Source organism: Serratia sp. JUb9 (assembly GCF_014298095.1).
Classification (GTDB): Bacteria; Pseudomonadota; Gammaproteobacteria; order Enterobacterales; family Enterobacteriaceae; genus Serratia_B; species Serratia_B rhizosphaerae.
Map to the genome: position 1 here is coordinate 41,355 of NZ_CP060416.1, position 18,359 is coordinate 59,713.

The following is an 18,359-nucleotide window of genomic DNA, read 5'->3' on the forward strand; positions in this document are numbered from 1 at the left end:
AAGAGTGACTTAATGGGGGAAAATCCCCCAAACCGGACAGGATCATCAGTGGGAAAGATTCGATTTTCTTTAGCCCAGATAGAAGCGTTTGCCAGCGTATGTGAGAGCGGCAATTTAACGCGGGCAGCCAAACGCCTGGGGAAAGATCGCACAACCGTCGGCGAACTGGTCGAGTACCTGGAGCTGGACTTGGGCTATGCGCTGTTCGATCGCCATACGCGCCCGCTGCGGTTAACGGATGCCGGGCAGCGCCTGTATCGCCAGGCGAGATTATTTCTGCAGGAAGCGGAAACCTTTTGCCAACTGGCGGAGCATATTCCGCAGCAGGTTCGCCAGCGCGTGGTGCTGTGCTATGACGCGTTTACGCCAAGGTCGTTTTTGAGTGCGCTGTCGGCGGCGCTGTATCAGCATGGTATTGCGCTGGATCTGCGCATGATGGAAAGGACGGAGGCGGAAGAGCTGCTGGCAGGCGGGGCGGCGCACCTGGGCGTCTATCAGGCGCTTAATCGCAGCATCAGCGATCGGTTTAAATGGCGGGCGTTAGGGGCGCTGGAGATGGCGGTGTATGCCCGCGAGGGGTTTTTTCCTGATGCCGACCCGATTCCGCTGATTGCGCTGGCTGCACACACTCAGCTTATTCCGTTCAGCGACCTGCCGGATGCCATGGCCAAGCGCTTACAGATCTCCGACCGTATCCGGGTAATCAATGAATTGCCGCTGCTGCAGGCATCGCTGAGCGCCGGGCAGGGTTGGGCATTTTTACCGACGCATTTTCAGGCCCAGCAATGGCCGGCGGTAAGTCGGCTCGACACCGAGCTGGGCCAGAGCGGCCTGACGCACCCGATGGTTGCGCTCTGGAAGCCGGGCGCCGATGATGAGTTGCTGCGGTTGATTGAGCAGGTACAGCGGATATACCGCGAGGAGTCTTAGGCGGTTCCGGTAGAGAATGTTCCGGGATCGCCGCCGATTCTATCCTGAAATAGAAGATATTCTCTGTGGTCCCATTGCCACTCGGTGACGAAAGATTTAGGTTATGCCTGAATGTATTACGATCAGATTAATTATGAATGGAACATGTTAAGGGAAAACGGTACCAAACCCTGTAATATTAAAGGATTTTTCAATTTATAAGCGCCGGTGGGGATTTTAATGGGATTAGCCGATGTTGCTCTTTGGGTTAATATAATTGTTACATGTTCTGTGCTCGTCGTTGTCTTTTATGGCGTGAGGAATACATTAAGAGCTAATAAAAATAATGAGTCTGTTATGAAAAGTGCTCAAGAAGTGGAGGCCATAGTAATTAGTGCAAGGCCACATGATAACCAAACTGCTGATGGGCGTCTGTTTCTTTCTTTATTAGTCGAGTTCACCGTTGGGGGTGAAAAGATCGCTGCCAATAAAGATGTTAATGTTTCTGTGTTTTATTCTGAAGAATATAAGCCAGGTAAAGTAATTACTATAAAATATCAAAGGAATAATCCGGACAATATCGTTGTTGTTGGGAATGCTAATAACTAGCATGCTATTCTATATGGGCATAGGTGATTAGCCGGTGGAGCGAGAATTAATAGAACGTGTCTGTATATATCTTACATTTACTGGAGGGTAGAGTGAGTTTTATTAGTCAACATTCAGGTTTAATCATTATGGCATCACTTGCCTTAACGTTTTTTATGATTATTGGAGGGCTAAGAGGGTTGAAGGGGCAGGGTGATGACCTAATAAAAATAAAATACTGGCTAAGTAAAGAACGATGGAAAGGTGAGATAAAAGAAGCATTACTTGTTAGCTGGCGGCAGACTAACGCGACGAATAACTTTGACTATTATTTTGTATTTGTCTTTGAGATAAGTGTTGGTGGGGAAAATAAGCAGTATAGTGCTGCCGCAGTCGTCAGGGTGTCAGAGGTTTATAAATTAAAAGCAGGGTTGCCGATCATCATTAAATATGATGGGGTTCCGCCAGAAAAAATTGCAGTAATGTCTGTGGATTATGGGTGAGTAATTTCTCACATAAGAAGGTTTTTATGGGTTTTATTTCAGAGTATCCGTTTATCTTTGCGTGGTCAGTTATATTTACTCTTGTTTTTATTTCTATAAGGGGACTTAGAGGTCAAAAGGACGATATTAAGGAAATTCAAAATTGGATTGGTAGAGATTTATGGAAAGGTAGTATCTCCACGGGCAGGCTCATCTCATGGAAACAACTGCAGGCAACACACAATATTGATTACTTCTACTCGTTTACTGTTGAAAGCGAGCTGGACGGTAACTTAAAGCGGTACAGCGCTGCAGGAGTGGTTAAAGCCTCAGAGGCTGGAAAGTTGCGGAAAGGGCAAGTCGTGACGATAAAGCATCAAGGGGTTCCGCCTAAGAAAATGGCCGTTATTGGTATAGACTTTGACTGAGCAATAACGTGTTAATACCGGATGTAATTTATTTTAGTAAGTTGAGTCGCCGTATCGCACGCTGTTTGCCAAGTGCTAAAATAGCGTGAGGATAAAGAACGTAGCGCATTGCACCCTCTTGCATTTAAGGGAAGCGGTGCTGGAGGACTCTGTTATTGGCTTATGATATGGATAGCTACGCGGAGCAAAACACCCGATCTTTATAATGTTATAAATAAACGTGATGATATTCATCATATTCTGATTCTATATTTCACTATCGTGGCCTATCCTGATATAAAGACGATTCTTCACTATCGCATTAACGTTGTCAGGCAAAGGACTTCCGTCATGTTAGATCGTATTACCGTCCAGCTACCCGTTCCCGGGCTGCTTTTCTGGAAACTCTCCGGGCGCGAGGCGTTATCGGAGCCGTTCGAACTGAGCGTAACGCTGCTGAGCACGGATGCGCGCATCGATCGCAGCAGCCTGCTGGGGCAGCCGATTACGGTGACCATCCCGACGCGTTCCCTGATGGGCAAACGCTACCTGAACGGCAAAGTAACCCGAGTGGCGGTAAGTGCGGTGGAGCTGTCCGGTACCCGCTACGCGGAGTATCGCCTGACCATGGAACCGGATCTGTGGCCGATGAAGCGTGACCGTAACCTGCGTATCTTCCAGGGTCAGACAGTGCCGCAGATAGTGAAGAGCCTGCTGGGCGAAAGCCAGGTGAATGTTGAAGATCGGCTGACGGGCAGCTATCGCCCCTGGGAATACTGCGTGCAGTACCAGGAGAGCAGCCTGGCGTTTATCAGCCGTTTGATGGAGCTGGAGGGCATTACCTATCACTTCAGCCATGAGGCGGACAAACACACCCTGATGCTGACGGATGCGCCGCAGCAGCAACAGCCGTTCAGCGGTTACGAGAGCATTCCCTACCATGTCACGCCTTCCGGCGGCAGTACCGACGAAGAAGGCATCAGTCAGTGGGCGCTGGAAGACAGCGTCACACCGGGCATCTACAGCCTGGACGACTACGACTTCCGCAAGCCCAACGCCTGGCTGTTCCAGGCGCGCCAGAATCCGGCCTCGCCATCACCGGGCAGCATCGACGTTTACGACTGGCCGGGGCGCTACGTGGAACACGGCCACGGCGAGTTCTATGCCCGCATCCGTCAGGAGCGCTGGCAGGTGGATCACCAGCAGATACAGGGAACAGGCACCGCCGTTGGGCTGGCGCCGGGATATACTTTTGCACTGCTGAACGCGCCGTTTTTCAGCGATAACGGCGAGTATCTGACCACGGCGGTGCACTACCAGTTTGAAGAGAACCGCTACGCCAGCGGCAGCGACGGGGGAAGCGTTCACCGGCTGGACTTTTCGGTGATCCCATCCTCCGTCGTATTCCGCCCGGAGCAGGCGACGCCTTGGCCGCGTACCTACGGTCCGCAGACCGCGAAGGTGGTAGGGCCGCAGGGCGAATCCATCTGGACCGATAAATACGGCCGGGTGAAGGTGAAGTTCCACTGGGACCGTCTGGCGAATGGCGATGACACCAGTTCGGGCTGGGTGCGTGTTTCCAGCGCCTGGGCTGGTCAGGGGTTTGGCGGCGTGCAGATCCCGCGCGTTGGCGACGAAGTGGTGATCGATTTTATCAACGGCGATCCGGACCGCCCCATCGTGACGGGCAGGGTATATAACGAAGCCAGCATGCCGCCGTGGGCGCTGCCGGCAGCGGCCACCCAGATGGGCTTTATGACCCGCAGTAAAGACGGGCATCTTGATAATTCCAGCCATCTCTATTTCGAAGACAAACCCGGTGCCGAAATGCTGTCGATGCATGCGGAAAAAGATATGCGGGTTTCGGTAGAGAATAATAAAGATGTGACGATCGATGGTACTCGCACCACCACCATTCTTAAAGAGCAGAAGGATGACGTAACGGGGGATGCGGTCTTTAATTATCACGCTACCCGCACCACGACGGTGGATAAAAAGGAAACGAAAACCTTTAAAGACGGTGAAAAAACGACGATCACCAATGGCCGCGATCTCGAAATCACCAGTGGCGGTGATTTGGTCAAGGTTAAAGATAAGCGTGATACCACCATTACTGGCGATGAAACACATCATGTAACCGGCAAGATCACGCAGGATTTTGATAGTGGGCAGGTCACTAATATCAAAGCTGGTGGCAAGACGGAAACCATTACTGATGGTGGGTTAACCGTTAATGTCAATGGTGGTGACTGGACGCAGGATGTTACTAATGGTGAAATACATATCTCTAGTCCTAATCTAATAAAAATAAGTAGTACTTCTAAAGTTTTTATAGATACACCGGACTTTGTTCATAATGATAAAAATAAAGAAATAAAATCTAGCAAAGTTAATGAGTTTATAAAGGATCATACTTCGTTTAAATCGGTAAATGCAGCTGTAACGGGGGTTAGTGTCTCATTAAATGGATCTGCAATCAGTTGGACTCCCCTGACTATATCGACATCTCTAACTAGTGTAGTTACTGAACCTATGAATTATGTACGATCTCTTAGTCGAATAGAAAATTCATTGCAGAACGTTGCTCTTAGTGCAATACATATTTTTATATGAAAGGAGGATATGTGAGTTTTATCTCAGAGTATGCATCTATGGCTGTTTGGATAGTTGCAATAATTATTGTGTTTGTCTCTTTTAAAGGGATTAAAGTAAATAAAGAAGGACAGGAGGAGATAAAAAACTGGAGTAGCCAAAACTTATGGAATGGAGATGTGGCCTCTGCTAAATTGGTCTCGTGGAAACAGTTACAGGCAAAACACAATATTGATTATTTCTATTCGTTTACTTTTGAGTGCGATTTAGATGGTGGTACAAAAAAATATAATGCTGCGGCAGTTGTCAAGGTGTCAGAAGCAAGTAAGTTAAAGAAAGGATTGAATCTAACAATAAAGTATCAAGGGGTTCCTCCAAAAAAAATAGCAGTTATTGGTATTGATTTTGAGTGAAATAAAAATTTCAATTTTTATATTATTACTAATAAAGGTTAGACAAAATCATATAGCCGCAAGTTTATCGTAAATGAAAGGCTATATCTTGAAAATTATCAAACCCTGCATCTTGGCATATTAACGCTGGCAGGGTAATAATCACCTTATTGGTGGAACTGGAGGAGTTGCTGGGAATTCTACTAGGCTTAAAATTTTATTTATCATAGTAATATTAATCTAAGTCAGATTTTACTAACTCTGATTTTATAGGATAGGCTATGTGGGATATGGTAAGCACAATATTTAAGGTTTTATTAGGTGTTGTTGCTGTATTTTCTATTGGGCGTTTTTTATATTGTGATGTTATTCCCCAGTTTAAAAATGGAGCAATGCAAAGCGATGTTATAAAAAATGGCCTTGCAGTTAACGCCGATATTATTTCATCCAGCCAAACAAGTTATTGGGGGGGGAATAAGCCTATATATAAATTAACGTTTAGGTTTAAAACTATGGATAATGTAGAAGTTGAGTCGAGTCTAACAAAAGCGCTTTCTTTTGAAGAGATAGAGCGGTTTTCTCCCGGTAATGGAACAACAATAAAGTATGATCCAAAAAATCCGAAGAGAATAGCATTGTTTGATAAGCCCCTAATATTAGGTGATAACTAATCAATACGTGAAGTGAGTATTTGGCCTTATATCTATCAATAGTATATGTTATTATAAACTTTATCTCCCTTAACATATTTTATAAAAACAATTAATATAATAGTGTGAGGAACATGATGGGGGTATTTTCAGAATTTTTTGGATGGGGGGCGTTTTTTGCGATATTAATATTTCTCATCATTTATTTTTTGCAAGGTTATATTTTGCATTTGATGATAAAAAAGATCCTGTTTATTCTGTGGCGCATATCGTAAAGTATTTTCCTAGGGCACCAAATGATCTTGGGAAATTGGATATAGTTATGACTTACACATTTTCTGCCAACAATATTAATTATACTAAAGATAATCAGACGCTAAATATCGACACTACGGACCTTGATAATTATTATGTTGGTAAGGAAATACCCATTGTATATTATCGTGTCAATCCAAAATATAGTAAAATCGATTACTATCACGCAAGTTTAAAGAGATAATGAATATCCTGATGTTTGAATAATAAGTTGAGTAACGAAGAATAATAAATTTAAATGTCGTGGGGATAAATATATACCATAGGAGTTATAAATGACTGACTCAGTGCTATGGGCTACAATTTTTAGCATTTTGCTTATTGGGTGGGTTGTATATATTATATTTAAATCTGGAAGTGATGATAAAAAATACAGGAAGGAAGGTGTAAAGGTAGAAGCAAAAATTATTAATAAAAAAAACATTGGAGCGTCTGGGACGGGGAACATGAAGTTCTATGTAGAGTTAGAGTTTCCAACTAATAATGGCATTGTTATAACTCATGCTAAACGTTTCTTCACACCAGAAGATATGGTGAAAATCATGAGAAATAACACGGTTACTTTGTACTATCTACCTGGAAATCCTAAAAAAATTTACTTGGTTCCTGGCGATATGGAGTGATAATGATTCCACTCTGTGCCAGAGTATTCTCTTTTTTATTATTACTTAGAAATAGAGGGTTTTAATGGCTCTGGAAGATTATTCAAAGTATTTTATGTACGGTGGGATTGCTTTATCTATTGCTGCAGTTGCTTTTTTTTATTTTCTTGATAAAAAAGATAGGACTGATCTTGGTGAATTGAAGGTTTATTTATCAAGTGACCGCTGGCAAGGCGATATTTTAGATTCAAGAATTGAATCTTGGCAGCAAACGAATGCTAAGTATGGCAATGATTTCTTTTATGATATCAGTTTTTATCTTAATGGTGAAACTAAGTTATACACAGCAAAAGCATTGATTCAACCAAGTCAGATACATATGATTAAAAAAGGATTAAATATAAAGGTAAAAAAAGGTGGTAAAGGTAAATTAGCGGTTGTTGGAATAGAATTTAATTAGGGGTGAATCTTCGAGTGAGTATTACTCCAGTTGAGGTAGGGGTATTAATTAGTCTAATGTTTTAATTGTTTTTTAAATTTCACCACTAGTGTGATGTGTTATAAAAATAGGGGGGCGAATGAGTAATGCGTTTATTATAACAATGGTAATAATCGCGCTGGTTTTCGGCGTTTTCCCCATGGCACGGTTCCTCTATACGAATTTTTTACCATATTTAAAGGATGGTTTTTCTCAGGATGCAGTTTTAAAATATGGTGTGGCTACAGATGCGGAAATTGTTAATACAGTTCAAACAAGTAGTTGGGATGGTGGTAAACCTGTTTATAAACTTACGTTCCGATTTAAAACAAAAGACAATGAGCTCGTTGAAAGCACAATAATGAAGCCATTAACTTTTAAAGAGATCGGATTTCTTAAGGAAGGCTATATAGCCACGATAAAGTATGATCCTGCAAAGCCGCATAAAATTGCGTTGTATGATAAGCCGTTAATTCTCGGGGATTAAATGATATCCATACTGGAAGTCGCCAATGTAATATTAACCTTTGTGATTATCTTGGTGTGCTATTATTTTGCCAACCGGATCGTCAAAAGAAACCGCCAACGTGAACAGGTGATGACTGAACGGGGAGCAGACGTTTACGTGACTATCCTTTCGCTAAAGCAAAGCGACGTATTCATAAATAATAACCCTGTTGTTGAGATGGATTTGCAGTTGGAGAATCCTGAAAAAAAGAAGTGTGGATGTTGGAAAAACACCGGGAAACCGTGTTGCTGATTGCGCTTTCGGCTTATCAACTTGGATTGGTATATCAGGCCAAGGCTAATGGTAAAAATGATTTTGTTTTTATTAAAGATAACGCTGGAAAACCCGTTATTGTTAGCCATTGATGTTATTTATCAATGGTTTTACTCTGATTTTTTAGAAAGGGTAATGAGATATTGGTCGTTCGCGTTAATGGATAATCCAAGTTTAATATGACGGTAACTTTATTTTTATATAGTGGAATGTCGCGCATGGTTTTTCTGTTAACTTATCACCTTGAGAATGATATTCTCCATGCAAACGATTAGCGGATGATTATTTTGGCCATGGTGAACTCCTCCTATGAAAATTATCAAACCCCTGCGCCTTAGCGTATTAAATCGCCCTTATCGCTGGCAGGGCCATAACCACCTTGGCGTTTCGGTGATGGCGCTGGCGGATATGGGGGAGGCGCCGCAGCTGCGGCCGGAAGTGGAGCTGTGGCAGCTGGCGGCCAGCGAGCTGCAGACCAGCGGCGGGGTGATTGATATGGCGATCCCCAAAGCCCGGGCGGAGTTTCTGGCCACGGGTTATGCCTACAGCCATCACCAGTCGGATAAAACCGCCGTTGCGGCGCGTATCGAGATAGAAGGTCTGAGCAAAACCCTGGCGGTATATGGCGATCGCTACTGGGCCGGGGATCGGCCAACGCCGCCGCAGCCCTTTGAACAGATGCGGCTGGACTGGAGCCGCGCCTGGGGCGGTGAAGGCCATGATGAAAACCCTCACGGCGTTGGTCTGCATCCGGTGGCAGTCGGTGGCTATCAGCTGCGTCCGTTGCCCAATATCGAATCAATGCAAGAGCGCATCACCGCCGCCGGTCAGCAGCCGGAACCGGCGGGTTTTGGCGCGCTGGATCTGCTGTGGCCGCGACGCTTTAAGCGCATGGGTAAAAAATATGATGCCCGTTGGCTGCAGCAGGACTTCCCCGGCTTTGCCCGGGATATCGACTGGCGGGTGTTTAACGCCGCCTCGCCCGATCAGTGGTGGCAGGAGCGTGATGCGCTGCCTCCTCAGGCGCGCTGGCGCATCTGGAATATGCATCCGGAACAGCCGCTGCAGGAGGGCACGCTGCCGCCGTGGCAGGCCCGTTGCTTTATCAACCGCCAGCGCGGCGATGAGACGTTATTCGAAGAAATCGCGCTGCGCGCCACCACCGTCTGGTTCTTCCCGCATCTGCAGCAGATGATCCTTATTTGGCAGGGCAATACCCGCATCAATGAAGATGACGCCGCTGATGTGCTGCAGCTGATGCCCGCTCTGGAGAACGTTGGCGCCGCCCGTTCGGCCAGCCACTATCGCAAGGTGCTGAGCCAGCGAATGGATAAAGAGCGCGGCGCGCTGTTTGCCTTCCGGGAAAAGGACCTGGTGCCGGAAGCCGCCATCGGCCCCTGGATCGACAGTGAAGTGGAGCAGAGCCCCAGCCCGATGCGCGACAATATGAAGAATCGCGCCAACCTGTTACGTGAACAGCATCGGGCACGGCTGGAGGCTCAGGGCGACAGCGTAGATGACCTGCTGCCAGAGTTCGAAGAGCCGGAGATCCCGCCGCTGGACGAACTGCCGGAGTTTATCGACAAGCTTGAACAGCAGGCGGAAGCGCAGCGTCTCGAAGCCGAAGAGCGCAAGCGCGAGATGGAGGCCCGCTTCCCCGAGGCTGCAGAGGATGAAAACGGCCCCCGGGGGCCGGAATCGATGCAGCGTATGCAGGATATGCTGCACCAGAATAAGGATGCCATCAGCGAGAAGAAGCTGGCGCAGAGTCAGGCGGCGTTGCACCAGATGTACCTGATGTCGGTACAGAGCCAGCCGCCGGCCCGGCGTCTGAAGGGCGACCTGGCGCAGATCATTCGCGACCGCGTACAGCGCACCCTGGCACAGGGGGGCGATTTCAGCGGTATGGATCTGACCGGCGCGGACCTTTCCGGTATGGATTTGCGCGGCGCCAACTTCAGTCGGGCGTTGCTGGAGTGTGCCGACCTCAGCCACAGCCGGCTGGATGGCGCCTGCTTGCGCGAGGCGATGCTGGCGCGCTGCGAACTGCATCACAGCTCGCTGCGGGAATGCGATCTGGAGAGTGCCAGCCTGGCGCTGGCCCAGTGTTGCCACAGCGATTTCAGCGGCGCGCGTTTTAAAGAAACCCAGCTGCAGCAGACGCTGTTCGACGACTGTATTTTTGACGATGCCGTTCTGGATGGCCTGCTGCTGCGTGAAACCTGGCTGACCCGCTGCCGTTTCCGACGGGCGCGGCTGGAGGGCTGCGTCTTTATGGAGCTGACGCTGCCGGCGCCCGATTTCAGTTCGGCCCGGCTGCATAAAACCACCTTTATGAAAACCACGCTGGAGGCGGCCTGTTTCAGCGGCGCCAGCCTTGAAAGCTGTTCCTGGGTGGAGAGCCACGCCGAGCAGGCGCGGTTTGACGGCGCGACGCTGGTGACCTGTGCGGCGGCATCGGAAAGCGTGCTGAGCGGCGCAGACTTTAGCAACGCCACCCTGAAGCAGTGCAACCTGCGCCAGACGGCGCTGCGCGGCGCTCGTTTCACGCTGGCGAAGCTGGAAAACAGCGATCTCAGCGAAGCCTGCTGCCAGGGCGCAGACTTTACCCGGGCTAATTTAGTGGGTAGTTTGTTTGTGCGCAGCGATTTCCGCCAGGCCGACTTCAGCGACGCCAACCTGATGGGGGCGATTTTGCAAAAAAGCCTGCTGGGCGGTACCTGTTTTAACGGCGCCAATCTGTTCCGGGCCGATCTCTCGCAGGCCATTACCGACAGTGAAACCAGCCTGAACGGCGCCTGGACCAAACGGGTTAAAACGTTGCCGGGCCGTGACGGGGAGACAGTATGAGCCATCTTAGCGCAACAGATTTACAGCAGCGGGTGAAAGGCGGCGAAGCAATTAGCGAGCTGGTGCTGGATGGGCTCGATCTGCGCAACTGCGACCTGTCTGGCGGTATCTTTCAGGAAGTCTCGCTAAACGGTGCCGATCTGCGCGGCGCCAACCTGCATGAAGCGGTGTTTACCGAGTGCGAGCTGAACGATGTTCAGGCCGATGGGGCGCAGCTGGCGCAGACGGTGTTTAACCAGTGCGGCATGGCAAACCTCCGGGCAGCCAGTACGGCGCTGCGCGAGTGCGTCTTTAACGAATGTGTGCTGACGGCCGGCGACTTTTCTGACGGCCAGTTTGATACCACCCAGTTTATGCGCTGCGAGCTGCAGCAAAGCCGTTTTAGCCGCAGCGCGCTGGATCGCAGCACCTTCTTTGAAACGCCGCTGGATAAGGCGCAGTTTTCCCAGTGTCGGCTGCTGATGACCACCTTTTACGGTATCGATTTGCGCGGCGTCGATTTCGGCGGCGCCAGCTTCGAGCGGGTGGTGTTCTTTGAATGCGACCAGCGGAATAAAAGCTATGCCCGCCAGCAGTTTACCGGCTGCCAGTTTACTGATAACCGCCTTGACGAGGCGGATTTCAGCGGCGCGCAGCTGACCCAGTGCAATTTTAAAGGCGCTTCGCTGCAGCGGGCGAACCTGCGACAGGTCGACGCCCGTCAGGCGCTGTTTATGGAGGCCGACCTGAGCGGCGCTCAGTGTCAGGGCAGCCAGTTCGATCAGGCGATTATGGTCAATGCGCTGCTGAGCGGCGCCGATTTCAGTCAGAGCCGGCTGTTTCAGAGCATTTTGCAGCAGGCGATTGCCGTGGGGACCCGTTTCCGCTTCTGCGATCTGACCTATAGCGACTTTTCCGGCGCCGATCTGCGTCAGGCGGATTTTACCGACGTCCGTTTTTCCCGAACCCGCTTTCACCGTGCCCGCCAGGACGGCGCGCACATCCCAAATCGCAGAGGGATGCTGGAATACGATGAAGAATTACTGGCCGCCGAAGCCTGGAGCGCCCAGCGCCACAGCCGAGGTTGAGGTTAAGGAGAGGTGATGAACAATATCAATCATAAACTGGCTCAGGCGGCGCTGCCGCCGCTGCAGGCCGCTGGCCGGGTAACCCACTGTTTTGCCGACGGCAGCCTGATGGTGGAGTGCGAAGGCCGCGGCTGGCACTGCCGCCGGGCGGCAAGCTGTCTGATTGCCCCGGCGGTCGGGGACAGCGTGCTGATCGCCGGCGCGGCGGACAAGGCGTGGCTGCTGGCGGTGCTGGAGCGGGCCGATGAAGGCAGCGCCGAGCTGTCGCTGCCGGGGGATCTGCATATCCGCAGCGCCGGAGAGTTAAGCCTGAGCGGCGTCACCCTGAAGGTGGAGGCGCAGCAAGGGGACTGCCATATCGGCGAGATGAACTACAGCGGCGATAAGCTTTCCGCCTGGGTCAGCCTGACCCGTATGGTCGGCAAGCGCGCCGAATCGGTATGGCAGACGGTGACCCAGGTCAGTCAGAACCTGTTCCGTCATACCCGCAATACCGAGCAGGTGCGGGCCGGGCAGGTGGATATCCGGGCCGATGATTACGCGCGTCTGCACGCGCACAACACGGTGATTACCTCCAAGGCGATCACCAAAGTCGATTCTGAACAGATCCATATGGGCTAAGGAGCCGCGATGTTTGCCAACTGTCAAATGATGGGCGTCGATCTGGCCTTCCCGGACGTGTGCCTGACGCCGATGCCCGCACCGACGCCGGTGCCTTACCCGGATATCGCGCTGGGGCCGACGGCGATCCCCAACGCGCTGAATATTCTGTTTATGGGCATGCCGGCCCACAATATGGCGACGGTGACGCCGCTGACCAATGGCGATAATGCGGGCGTCGCCACCGGCGTGGCGTCCGGCACGGTGATGGGGCCGTCGCGCCACCTGACCGGCTCGTTTACCGTCCTGCTTAAGGGCACGCCGGCCACCCGCCTGACCAGCGTATCCTTGCAGAACTCCACCAATACGGTGGGGATGCGTATTGTGCCCAGCCAGTTTAAGGTCTTGATGCTGGCGCCGTAAGCGCCGTGAAAATCATGGCCGATCGTCGCGTAGCGACATAAAAAAAACGGCTTCCGCCAGCGGAAGCCGTTTTCGTGTTAATCATATGTCTGGAGCCATGCCGGTGGTTGGCGGTATTACTCGATATTCTGAATCTGCTCGCGCATTTGCTCGATCAGCACCTTCAGCTCAATCGCGGAGGTGGTGACGTCGGCATTGATGGATTTAGAGGCCAGCGTGTTCGATTCGCGGTTGAACTCCTGCATCATAAAGTCGAGGCGACGGCCCACGGCCTCTTTTTTCTTCAGGATGTTGCGCGTTTCTTTAACGTGCGCCTCCAGGCGGTCCAGCTCTTCGGCCACGTCGATACGCTGCGCCATCAGCACCAGTTCCTGCTCAAGACGGGTATTTTCCAGCTGCACCTGCGCTTCTTCCAGCTTGCTGACCAGGCGCTCCCGCTGCCATTGCAGAATATTCGGCATCTGCGCGCGCACCTTGACTACTTCTTCGCCGACGGCGTCCAGGCGCTGTTCGATCAGCGCTTTCAACGCGGTGCCTTCGCTTTCCCGCGCGGCGATAAAGTCATCCAGCGCACCGTCCAATGCCTGCAGCAGCTGTGCGCTGATGGCGTCCAGATCCTGCTCCTGTGCGGACATCACGCCCGGCCAGCGCAGCACGTCGATCGGGTTGATTTCCCCTTCGTCGCTTTGCATTTTCACCCAGTTGGCGGCTTCCACCAGCTGTTTGGCCAGCTTTTCGTTCAGAATCAGCGAGCTTTGCGCGCTGGGATCCAGCTCAAAGCGCAGGTTGCACTCCACTTTACCGCGCGTCAGGCGGCCGCGGATGCGTTCGCGAACCACCGGCTCCAGGCTGCGGAACTGCTCCGGCAGGCGGATATAGGTTTCCAGGTAACGTTGGTTAACGGAACGCAGCTCCCAAGCTGCGCTGCCCCATTCACCCTTGATTTCACGCCGGGCGTAGGCGGTCATGCTGCGGATCATTATGCGTACCCGAATTAAGAAATGATGGTTCGATTATAGCGTTGCCGCCGCGGGCAAGATAGGCATAACGTCACGATGCGACAAGATCGCCGCGCGGCGGGCACTTTGGGCGGTTATCTCGTCACGTTGCTGCAACTGGCGATATTTTGGGTATAATGCGCAGCCAATGATGATTTAACGTCGGAGAAAGCCCCATGCGTCCAGCTGGCAGAGCACCACAACAAGTTCGCCCCCTGACACTCACCCGTCACTACACGAAACACGCTGAAGGTTCAGTGCTGGTTGAGTTTGGCGATACCAAAGTTCTGTGCACCGCCACGGTTGAAGATGGCGTACCGCGCTTTCTGAAAGGCCAGGGGCAAGGCTGGATCACTGCAGAATACGGCATGCTGCCGCGTTCGACCCACAGCCGCAACGCCCGTGAAGCGGCGAAAGGCAAGCAGGGCGGACGCACGCTGGAGATTCAGCGGTTGATCGCCCGTTCGCTGCGTGCGGCGGTCGATCTGAAAAAACTGGGCGAGTTCACCATTACGCTCGACTGCGACGTGCTGCAGGCGGATGGCGGCACCCGCACCGCCTCGATTACCGGCGCCTGCGTGGCGCTGGCCGACGCGCTCAATGCGCTGGTTGCCGCCGGCAAGCTGAAGGCTAACCCGATGAAAGGCATGGTGGCCGCCGTTTCTGTCGGCATCGTGGGCGGCGAGCCGGTCTGCGATCTGGAATATGTGGAAGATTCCGCAGCGGAAACCGATATGAACGTGGTGATGATGGAGGATGGCCGCATGATCGAGGTGCAGGGCACCGCAGAAGGCGAGCCGTTCAGCCATGATGAGCTGCTGGCGTTGCTGGCGCTGGCCCGAGGGGGCATCGACACTATTTTCCAGGCGCAGAAAGCGGCGCTGGCAGAATAATTTTTAAGGCGACTGAAAAGTCGCCTTTTTTACGCCCGGCGATCGGGCGCAGTATGAATCAGTATCAAGACGAGGAGAAGCAGTCATGAAAGCCTATCAGCGCCGGTTTATCGAGTTTGCGCTTAACAAGCAGGTATTGAAGTTCGGCGAATTCACCCTGAAATCCGGCCGCACCAGCCCGTATTTCTTCAACGCCGGCCTGTTCAATACCGGGCGCGACCTTGCGCTGTTAGGGCGTTTTTATGCTGAGGCGCTGGTGGATGCCGGCATTGATTTCGATTTGCTGTTTGGCCCGGCGTATAAAGGCATTCCGATCGCCACCACCACCGCCGTCGCGCTGGCCGAACATCACGATCGCGACGTGCCTTACTGCTTCAACCGTAAAGAGGCGAAAACCCACGGCGAAGGCGGCTCGTTGGTCGGCAGCCCGTTGCAGGGGCGCGTGATGCTGGTGGATGATGTGATCACCGCCGGTACCGCTATTCGTGAGTCTATGGAGATTATCAACGCCAGCGGCGCCAGCCTGGCCGGTGTGCTGATTTCCCTCGACCGCCAGGAGCGCGGCCGTGGCGAAGTGTCAGCGATTCAGGAAGTGGAGCGCGATTATCACTGCAAGGTCATCTCTATCGTCACGTTGCAGGATCTGATCGCCTATTTGGCAGAAAAGCCGGAAATGGCGGAGCATCTGGCGGCGGTGCGCGCTTACCGCGAACAGTACGGCATTTAATCGCGCGGCTGACGATATAATAACGCCGGGCATGCCCGGCGTTATCTTACTGTAACTGCGCCGCCAGCAGCGGCCAGCGTCCTTCAAACTCTTCCGTTGGGCGGTAGCGGAATTCGGAACGCACATAGCGTGACAGCATGCCTTCGCAGAATGCCAGCAGCTGGCTGGCCAGCATGGTTTCATCCACGATAAAACCTTTCCCTTCCCGCAGCTTGCGCTCTTTCAACACCTGGCGCAGTTGCGCTTCGATGCGTTCAAACAGCTGGTTAATCCGACCCTGCAGGCGATCCTGTTCAAACATCAGCGCATGGCCGGTCATAATCCGCGTTAACCCCGGGTTGCGCTCGGCAAAGCTGAGGACGAGCAGCAGAATCAGCCGCAGGCGGCTGAAGGTCTCTTTTTCATCCTGCAGGATCAGGTTGATACGCGTGATCAGGCTGTCTTCGATAAACTCGATCAGGCTGTCGAACATCCGCGTCTTGCTGGGAAAATGCCGGTACAGCGCGGCTTCAGAGACACCGACATTCGCAGCCAGTTTTGCCGTGGTGATGCGCTGGCTGCCGTCGCTGGATTCCAGCATCTGGGCTAACGCCTGCAGTATCTCCTCGCGCCGATTCCTTTTGGTATTTTCTTTTTCTGCCATGTCTGATTAGACCCTTGCTAAAACGGCTTGGACTTTTGGAAACCCGGCACCGGCCGCGCCAGAAGCTATTCTGTGCGGCTTATGTGATAGCTTTTTTACGGTGTGGGGTCAGCGGTCTTTACGACCGGTTTTCTTCGCATTGCCTGGCCTGCGGCGGTTATGCGCCTCATGGTATGACGCGCAGAGCCTTGTCGGCAGCCGGGAAACCCGTTGCTGAGGTCTCCATGCCTCCGGAATACGGTGTTTCAGGCGGCTTCCCTGCCGGCCATCCTAATGCGGTATTGCTTATTGGCGACCCGAGTGGCCGAAGCCGCCCTCGCCGCGTTCGCTGCTGTCGAATTCTTCGACCAGGTTGAATTCCGCCTGCACCACCGGTACGAAGACCATCTGCGCGATGCGTTCGCCCGGCTCGATGGTGAACGTCTTTTGCCCGCGGTTCCACACGGAAACCATCAGTTGCCCCTGATAGTCGGAGTCGATCAGGCCGACCAGATTGCCCAGCACGACGCCGTGCTTATGGCCCAAGCCGGAGCGCGGCAGGATCACCGCCGCCAGGTTGGCGTCAGCGATGTGAATGGCCAGACCGGTCGGCAGCAGGGTGGTTTCCCCCGGCGCCAGCTCGACCGCAGCGTCCAGGCAGGCGCGCAGATCGAGGCCCGCAGAACCCGGCGTGGCGTAGGTCGGTAATGGAAAATCTTGACCGATACGCGGGTCGAGAATCTTAACGTCGATTTTTTTCATCATAACGGCTGACTATCTCGTCTATTAAACGTTGGCCAAGGAGAGCTTTATCGCTAAGCGCCAGGCGCTTTTCCCCATCCTGCCAAAAAAGGTGTAAGGCATTGGTGTCACTGTTGAAACCCTGCCCTGCAAGCGATACATCGTTGGCGCAGATTACATCCAGTTTCTTACGCGCCAGTTTTTGTCGCGCGTATTCTTCCACATTCTGGGTTTCGGCAGCAAACCCAACGACAAACGGTCGGTTTTTGTTCATGGCGGCAACGCCGGCGACAATGTCGGGGTTTTTTACCATCTTGATGGTGATGTCATCACCCTGTTTTTTAATTTTTTCATCGGCCACCTGTGCCGGGCGGTAATCCGCCACCGCGGCGCAGGAGACGAAAATATCCTGCTGAGCCGCCCGCTGCTGCACGGCCTGCTCCATCTCCAGCGCGCTGGTGACGTCAATACGCGTTACCGACGGCGGGGTCGGCTGATCCACCGGCCCGGCGATCAGCGTCACCTGCGCGCCGCGCGCTGCGGCTGCGGCGGCAATGGCAAAGCCCATTTTGCCCGAGCTGTGGTTGCTGATAAAGCGTACCGGATCCAGCGCCTCGCGCGTCGGGCCGGCGGTGACCATCAGCTTAAGGTGCGTGAGGTCCTGCGGCGTTGAGAAGTGGCGGTTCGCCAGGTCGACCAGCTCCAGCGGGTCGAGCATGCGTCCCGGACCGACGTCGCCGCAGGCCTGGCTGCCGCTGTCCGGCCCCCACATCAGCATGCCGCGCGCCTGCAGGGTGCGCAGGTTAGCCTGCGTCGCCGCGGCGCGGTACATCTGTTGGTTCATCGCCGGTGCGGCGGCGATGGGGGCGGCGGTCGCCAGGCACAGGGTGGTGAGCAGGTCGTTGGCCATGCCGGCGGCGACGCGCGCCAGCAAATCCGCCGTTGCCGGCGCCAGAATCACCAGATCGGCCCACTTGCCCAGCTCGATATGGCCCATGGCGGCCTCTGCGGCGGGATCCAGCAGATCGTCCGACACCGGATAGCCGGAAACCGCCTGCAGCGTCAGCGGGGTAATGAACGACTGCGCAGCCTGGGTCATCACTACGCGTACTTCGGCGCCCCTGTCGCGCAGGCGGCGCACCAGCTCCGGGCATTTATACGCGGCGATGCCGCCGCTGATGCCCAGTACGATATGTTTGCCGGAAAGTCCCGTCATCGTCATTGTCCGATTGAAAACCGAAA

At 52.6% G+C, this 18,359-nt stretch carries 22 protein-coding genes; 18 read left to right on the forward strand and 4 right to left on the reverse strand.

Going from position 1 to position 18,359, the window contains the following annotated elements:
* Positions 1-48: 48 nt before the first annotated feature.
* From HF675_RS00175 to HF675_RS00250, 16 genes are all read left to right on the forward strand, one after another.
* Positions 49-930, forward strand: a complete 882-nt coding sequence (locus HF675_RS00175; RefSeq protein WP_187043877.1) for a LysR family transcriptional regulator — start codon at positions 49-51, stop codon at positions 928-930.
* Between the two features lie 219 nt (positions 931-1,149).
* Positions 1,150-1,518 (forward strand): DUF3592 domain-containing protein, encoded by a 369-nt coding sequence (locus HF675_RS00180; protein ID WP_187043878.1) that lies wholly within the window; start codon positions 1,150-1,152, stop codon positions 1,516-1,518.
* A 92-nt stretch (positions 1,519-1,610) separates the two neighbouring features.
* Positions 1,611-2,000 (forward strand): hypothetical protein, encoded by a 390-nt coding sequence (locus HF675_RS00185; RefSeq protein WP_187043879.1) that lies wholly within the window; start codon positions 1,611-1,613, stop codon positions 1,998-2,000.
* A gap of 26 nt (positions 2,001-2,026) precedes the next feature.
* On the forward strand, positions 2,027-2,407 hold the full coding sequence (locus HF675_RS00190; RefSeq protein WP_187043880.1) for a hypothetical protein: 381 nt from the start codon (positions 2,027-2,029) through the stop codon (positions 2,405-2,407).
* A 330-nt stretch (positions 2,408-2,737) separates the two neighbouring features.
* Complete coding sequence (locus HF675_RS00195) at positions 2,738-4,999, forward strand: type VI secretion system Vgr family protein (protein ID WP_187043881.1); 2,262 nt, start codon at positions 2,738-2,740, stop codon at positions 4,997-4,999.
* Between the two features lie 11 nt (positions 5,000-5,010).
* On the forward strand, positions 5,011-5,391 hold the full coding sequence (locus HF675_RS00200) for a hypothetical protein (protein WP_099050061.1): 381 nt from the start codon (positions 5,011-5,013) through the stop codon (positions 5,389-5,391).
* A gap of 260 nt (positions 5,392-5,651) precedes the next feature.
* Positions 5,652-6,041 (forward strand): DUF3592 domain-containing protein, encoded by a 390-nt coding sequence (locus HF675_RS00205; RefSeq protein WP_187043882.1) that lies wholly within the window; start codon positions 5,652-5,654, stop codon positions 6,039-6,041.
* Positions 6,042-6,183: 142 nt separating this feature from the next.
* Positions 6,184-6,519 (forward strand): hypothetical protein, encoded by a 336-nt coding sequence (locus tag HF675_RS00210; RefSeq protein ID WP_255427318.1) that lies wholly within the window; start codon positions 6,184-6,186, stop codon positions 6,517-6,519.
* Positions 6,520-6,610: 91 nt separating this feature from the next.
* Positions 6,611-6,958, forward strand: coding sequence for a hypothetical protein (locus HF675_RS00215; protein ID WP_187043883.1), 348 nt, complete (start codon positions 6,611-6,613; stop codon positions 6,956-6,958).
* Positions 6,959-7,022: 64 nt separating this feature from the next.
* Positions 7,023-7,397 (forward strand): hypothetical protein, encoded by a 375-nt coding sequence (locus HF675_RS00220; RefSeq protein ID WP_111737969.1) that lies wholly within the window; start codon positions 7,023-7,025, stop codon positions 7,395-7,397.
* A 118-nt stretch (positions 7,398-7,515) separates the two neighbouring features.
* On the forward strand, positions 7,516-7,902 hold the full coding sequence (locus HF675_RS00225; RefSeq protein WP_187043884.1) for a DUF3592 domain-containing protein: 387 nt from the start codon (positions 7,516-7,518) through the stop codon (positions 7,900-7,902).
* 239 nt (positions 7,903-8,141) lie between these two features.
* The gene (locus HF675_RS23720; RefSeq protein WP_238404488.1) at positions 8,142-8,288 is read left to right on the forward strand and encodes a hypothetical protein; all 147 of its coding nucleotides are present in this window, start codon (positions 8,142-8,144) and stop codon (positions 8,286-8,288) included.
* A gap of 217 nt (positions 8,289-8,505) precedes the next feature.
* The gene (locus tag HF675_RS00235; RefSeq protein ID WP_187043885.1) at positions 8,506-11,046 is read left to right on the forward strand and encodes a DUF2169 domain-containing protein; all 2,541 of its coding nucleotides are present in this window, start codon (positions 8,506-8,508) and stop codon (positions 11,044-11,046) included.
* The gene (locus HF675_RS00240) at positions 11,043-12,113 is read left to right on the forward strand and encodes a pentapeptide repeat-containing protein (protein WP_111737966.1); all 1,071 of its coding nucleotides are present in this window, start codon (positions 11,043-11,045) and stop codon (positions 12,111-12,113) included. The genes HF675_RS00235 and HF675_RS00240 overlap by 4 nt, the downstream gene beginning before the upstream one ends.
* Positions 12,114-12,128: 15 nt before the next feature.
* Complete coding sequence (locus HF675_RS00245; protein ID WP_160029424.1) at positions 12,129-12,734, forward strand: DUF3540 domain-containing protein; 606 nt, start codon at positions 12,129-12,131, stop codon at positions 12,732-12,734.
* 9 nt (positions 12,735-12,743) lie between these two features.
* Complete coding sequence (locus tag HF675_RS00250; protein WP_105233093.1) at positions 12,744-13,136, forward strand: DUF4150 domain-containing protein; 393 nt, start codon at positions 12,744-12,746, stop codon at positions 13,134-13,136.
* 116 nt (positions 13,137-13,252) lie between these two features.
* Here the strand turns inward: HF675_RS00250 and HF675_RS00255 are convergent, their stop codons facing one another.
* Positions 13,253-14,116: a YicC/YloC family endoribonuclease gene (locus tag HF675_RS00255; RefSeq protein ID WP_061321841.1), complete on the reverse strand. Its 864-nt coding sequence runs from the start codon at positions 14,114-14,116 to the stop codon at positions 13,253-13,255.
* Positions 14,117-14,310: 194 nt separating this feature from the next.
* Between HF675_RS00255 and rph the strand changes: the two genes are divergently transcribed.
* Together rph and pyrE are read left to right on the forward strand one after the other, a co-directional pair.
* Positions 14,311-15,027: a ribonuclease PH gene (gene rph, locus HF675_RS00260; RefSeq protein WP_105233091.1), complete on the forward strand. Its 717-nt coding sequence runs from the start codon at positions 14,311-14,313 to the stop codon at positions 15,025-15,027.
* 85 nt (positions 15,028-15,112) lie between these two features.
* Complete coding sequence (gene pyrE / locus HF675_RS00265; protein ID WP_105233090.1) at positions 15,113-15,754, forward strand: orotate phosphoribosyltransferase; 642 nt, start codon at positions 15,113-15,115, stop codon at positions 15,752-15,754.
* A gap of 46 nt (positions 15,755-15,800) precedes the next feature.
* Here pyrE and slmA read toward each other — a convergent pair whose 3' ends face one another.
* The 3 genes from slmA to coaBC form a co-directional block, all read right to left on the reverse strand.
* Positions 15,801-16,397 (reverse strand): nucleoid occlusion factor SlmA, encoded by a 597-nt coding sequence (gene slmA / locus HF675_RS00270; RefSeq protein ID WP_015962367.1) that lies wholly within the window; start codon positions 16,395-16,397, stop codon positions 15,801-15,803.
* Between the two features lie 285 nt (positions 16,398-16,682).
* Positions 16,683-17,141, reverse strand: coding sequence for a dUTP diphosphatase (gene dut, locus HF675_RS00275; protein ID WP_105233089.1), 459 nt, complete (start codon positions 17,139-17,141; stop codon positions 16,683-16,685).
* Positions 17,119-18,333, reverse strand: coding sequence for a bifunctional phosphopantothenoylcysteine decarboxylase/phosphopantothenate--cysteine ligase CoaBC (gene coaBC, locus HF675_RS00280; RefSeq protein WP_187043886.1), 1,215 nt, complete (start codon positions 18,331-18,333; stop codon positions 17,119-17,121). The genes dut and coaBC overlap by 23 nt, the downstream gene beginning before the upstream one ends.
* Between the last annotated feature and the right edge of the window lie 26 nt (positions 18,334-18,359).

Excerpts from the sequence above, each read along its gene's own strand:
- HF675_RS00255 (WP_061321841.1), bottom strand. The coding sequence starts at position 14,116 with ATGATCCGCAGCATGACCGCCTACGCCCGGCGTGAAATCAAGGGTGAA.
- coaBC (WP_187043886.1), bottom strand. The coding sequence starts at position 18,333 with ATGACGGGACTTTCCGGCAAACATATCGTACTGGGCATCAGCGGCGGC.
- HF675_RS00240 (WP_111737966.1), top strand. The coding sequence starts at position 11,043 with ATGAGCCATCTTAGCGCAACAGATTTACAGCAGCGGGTGAAAGGCGGC.
- HF675_RS00220 (WP_111737969.1), top strand. The coding sequence starts at position 7,023 with ATGGCTCTGGAAGATTATTCAAAGTATTTTATGTACGGTGGGATTGCT.
- dut (WP_105233089.1), bottom strand. The coding sequence starts at position 17,141 with ATGATGAAAAAAATCGACGTTAAGATTCTCGACCCGCGTATCGGTCAA.
- HF675_RS00205 (WP_187043882.1), top strand. The coding sequence starts at position 5,652 with ATGTGGGATATGGTAAGCACAATATTTAAGGTTTTATTAGGTGTTGTT.
- HF675_RS00210 (WP_255427318.1), top strand. The coding sequence starts at position 6,184 with ATGGGGGGCGTTTTTTGCGATATTAATATTTCTCATCATTTATTTTTT.
- pyrE (WP_105233090.1), top strand. The coding sequence starts at position 15,113 with ATGAAAGCCTATCAGCGCCGGTTTATCGAGTTTGCGCTTAACAAGCAG.
- HF675_RS23720 (WP_238404488.1), top strand. The coding sequence starts at position 8,142 with ATGTTGGAAAAACACCGGGAAACCGTGTTGCTGATTGCGCTTTCGGCT.
- HF675_RS00235 (WP_187043885.1), top strand. The coding sequence starts at position 8,506 with ATGAAAATTATCAAACCCCTGCGCCTTAGCGTATTAAATCGCCCTTAT.
- HF675_RS00190 (WP_187043880.1), top strand. The coding sequence starts at position 2,027 with ATGGGTTTTATTTCAGAGTATCCGTTTATCTTTGCGTGGTCAGTTATA.
- HF675_RS00250 (WP_105233093.1), top strand. The coding sequence starts at position 12,744 with ATGTTTGCCAACTGTCAAATGATGGGCGTCGATCTGGCCTTCCCGGAC.
- HF675_RS00195 (WP_187043881.1), top strand. The coding sequence starts at position 2,738 with ATGTTAGATCGTATTACCGTCCAGCTACCCGTTCCCGGGCTGCTTTTC.
- HF675_RS00245 (WP_160029424.1), top strand. The coding sequence starts at position 12,129 with ATGAACAATATCAATCATAAACTGGCTCAGGCGGCGCTGCCGCCGCTG.
- rph (WP_105233091.1), top strand. The coding sequence starts at position 14,311 with ATGCGTCCAGCTGGCAGAGCACCACAACAAGTTCGCCCCCTGACACTC.
- HF675_RS00180 (WP_187043878.1), top strand. The coding sequence starts at position 1,150 with ATGGGATTAGCCGATGTTGCTCTTTGGGTTAATATAATTGTTACATGT.
- HF675_RS00215 (WP_187043883.1), top strand. The coding sequence starts at position 6,611 with ATGACTGACTCAGTGCTATGGGCTACAATTTTTAGCATTTTGCTTATT.
- HF675_RS00225 (WP_187043884.1), top strand. The coding sequence starts at position 7,516 with ATGAGTAATGCGTTTATTATAACAATGGTAATAATCGCGCTGGTTTTC.
- slmA (WP_015962367.1), bottom strand. The coding sequence starts at position 16,397 with ATGGCAGAAAAAGAAAATACCAAAAGGAATCGGCGCGAGGAGATACTG.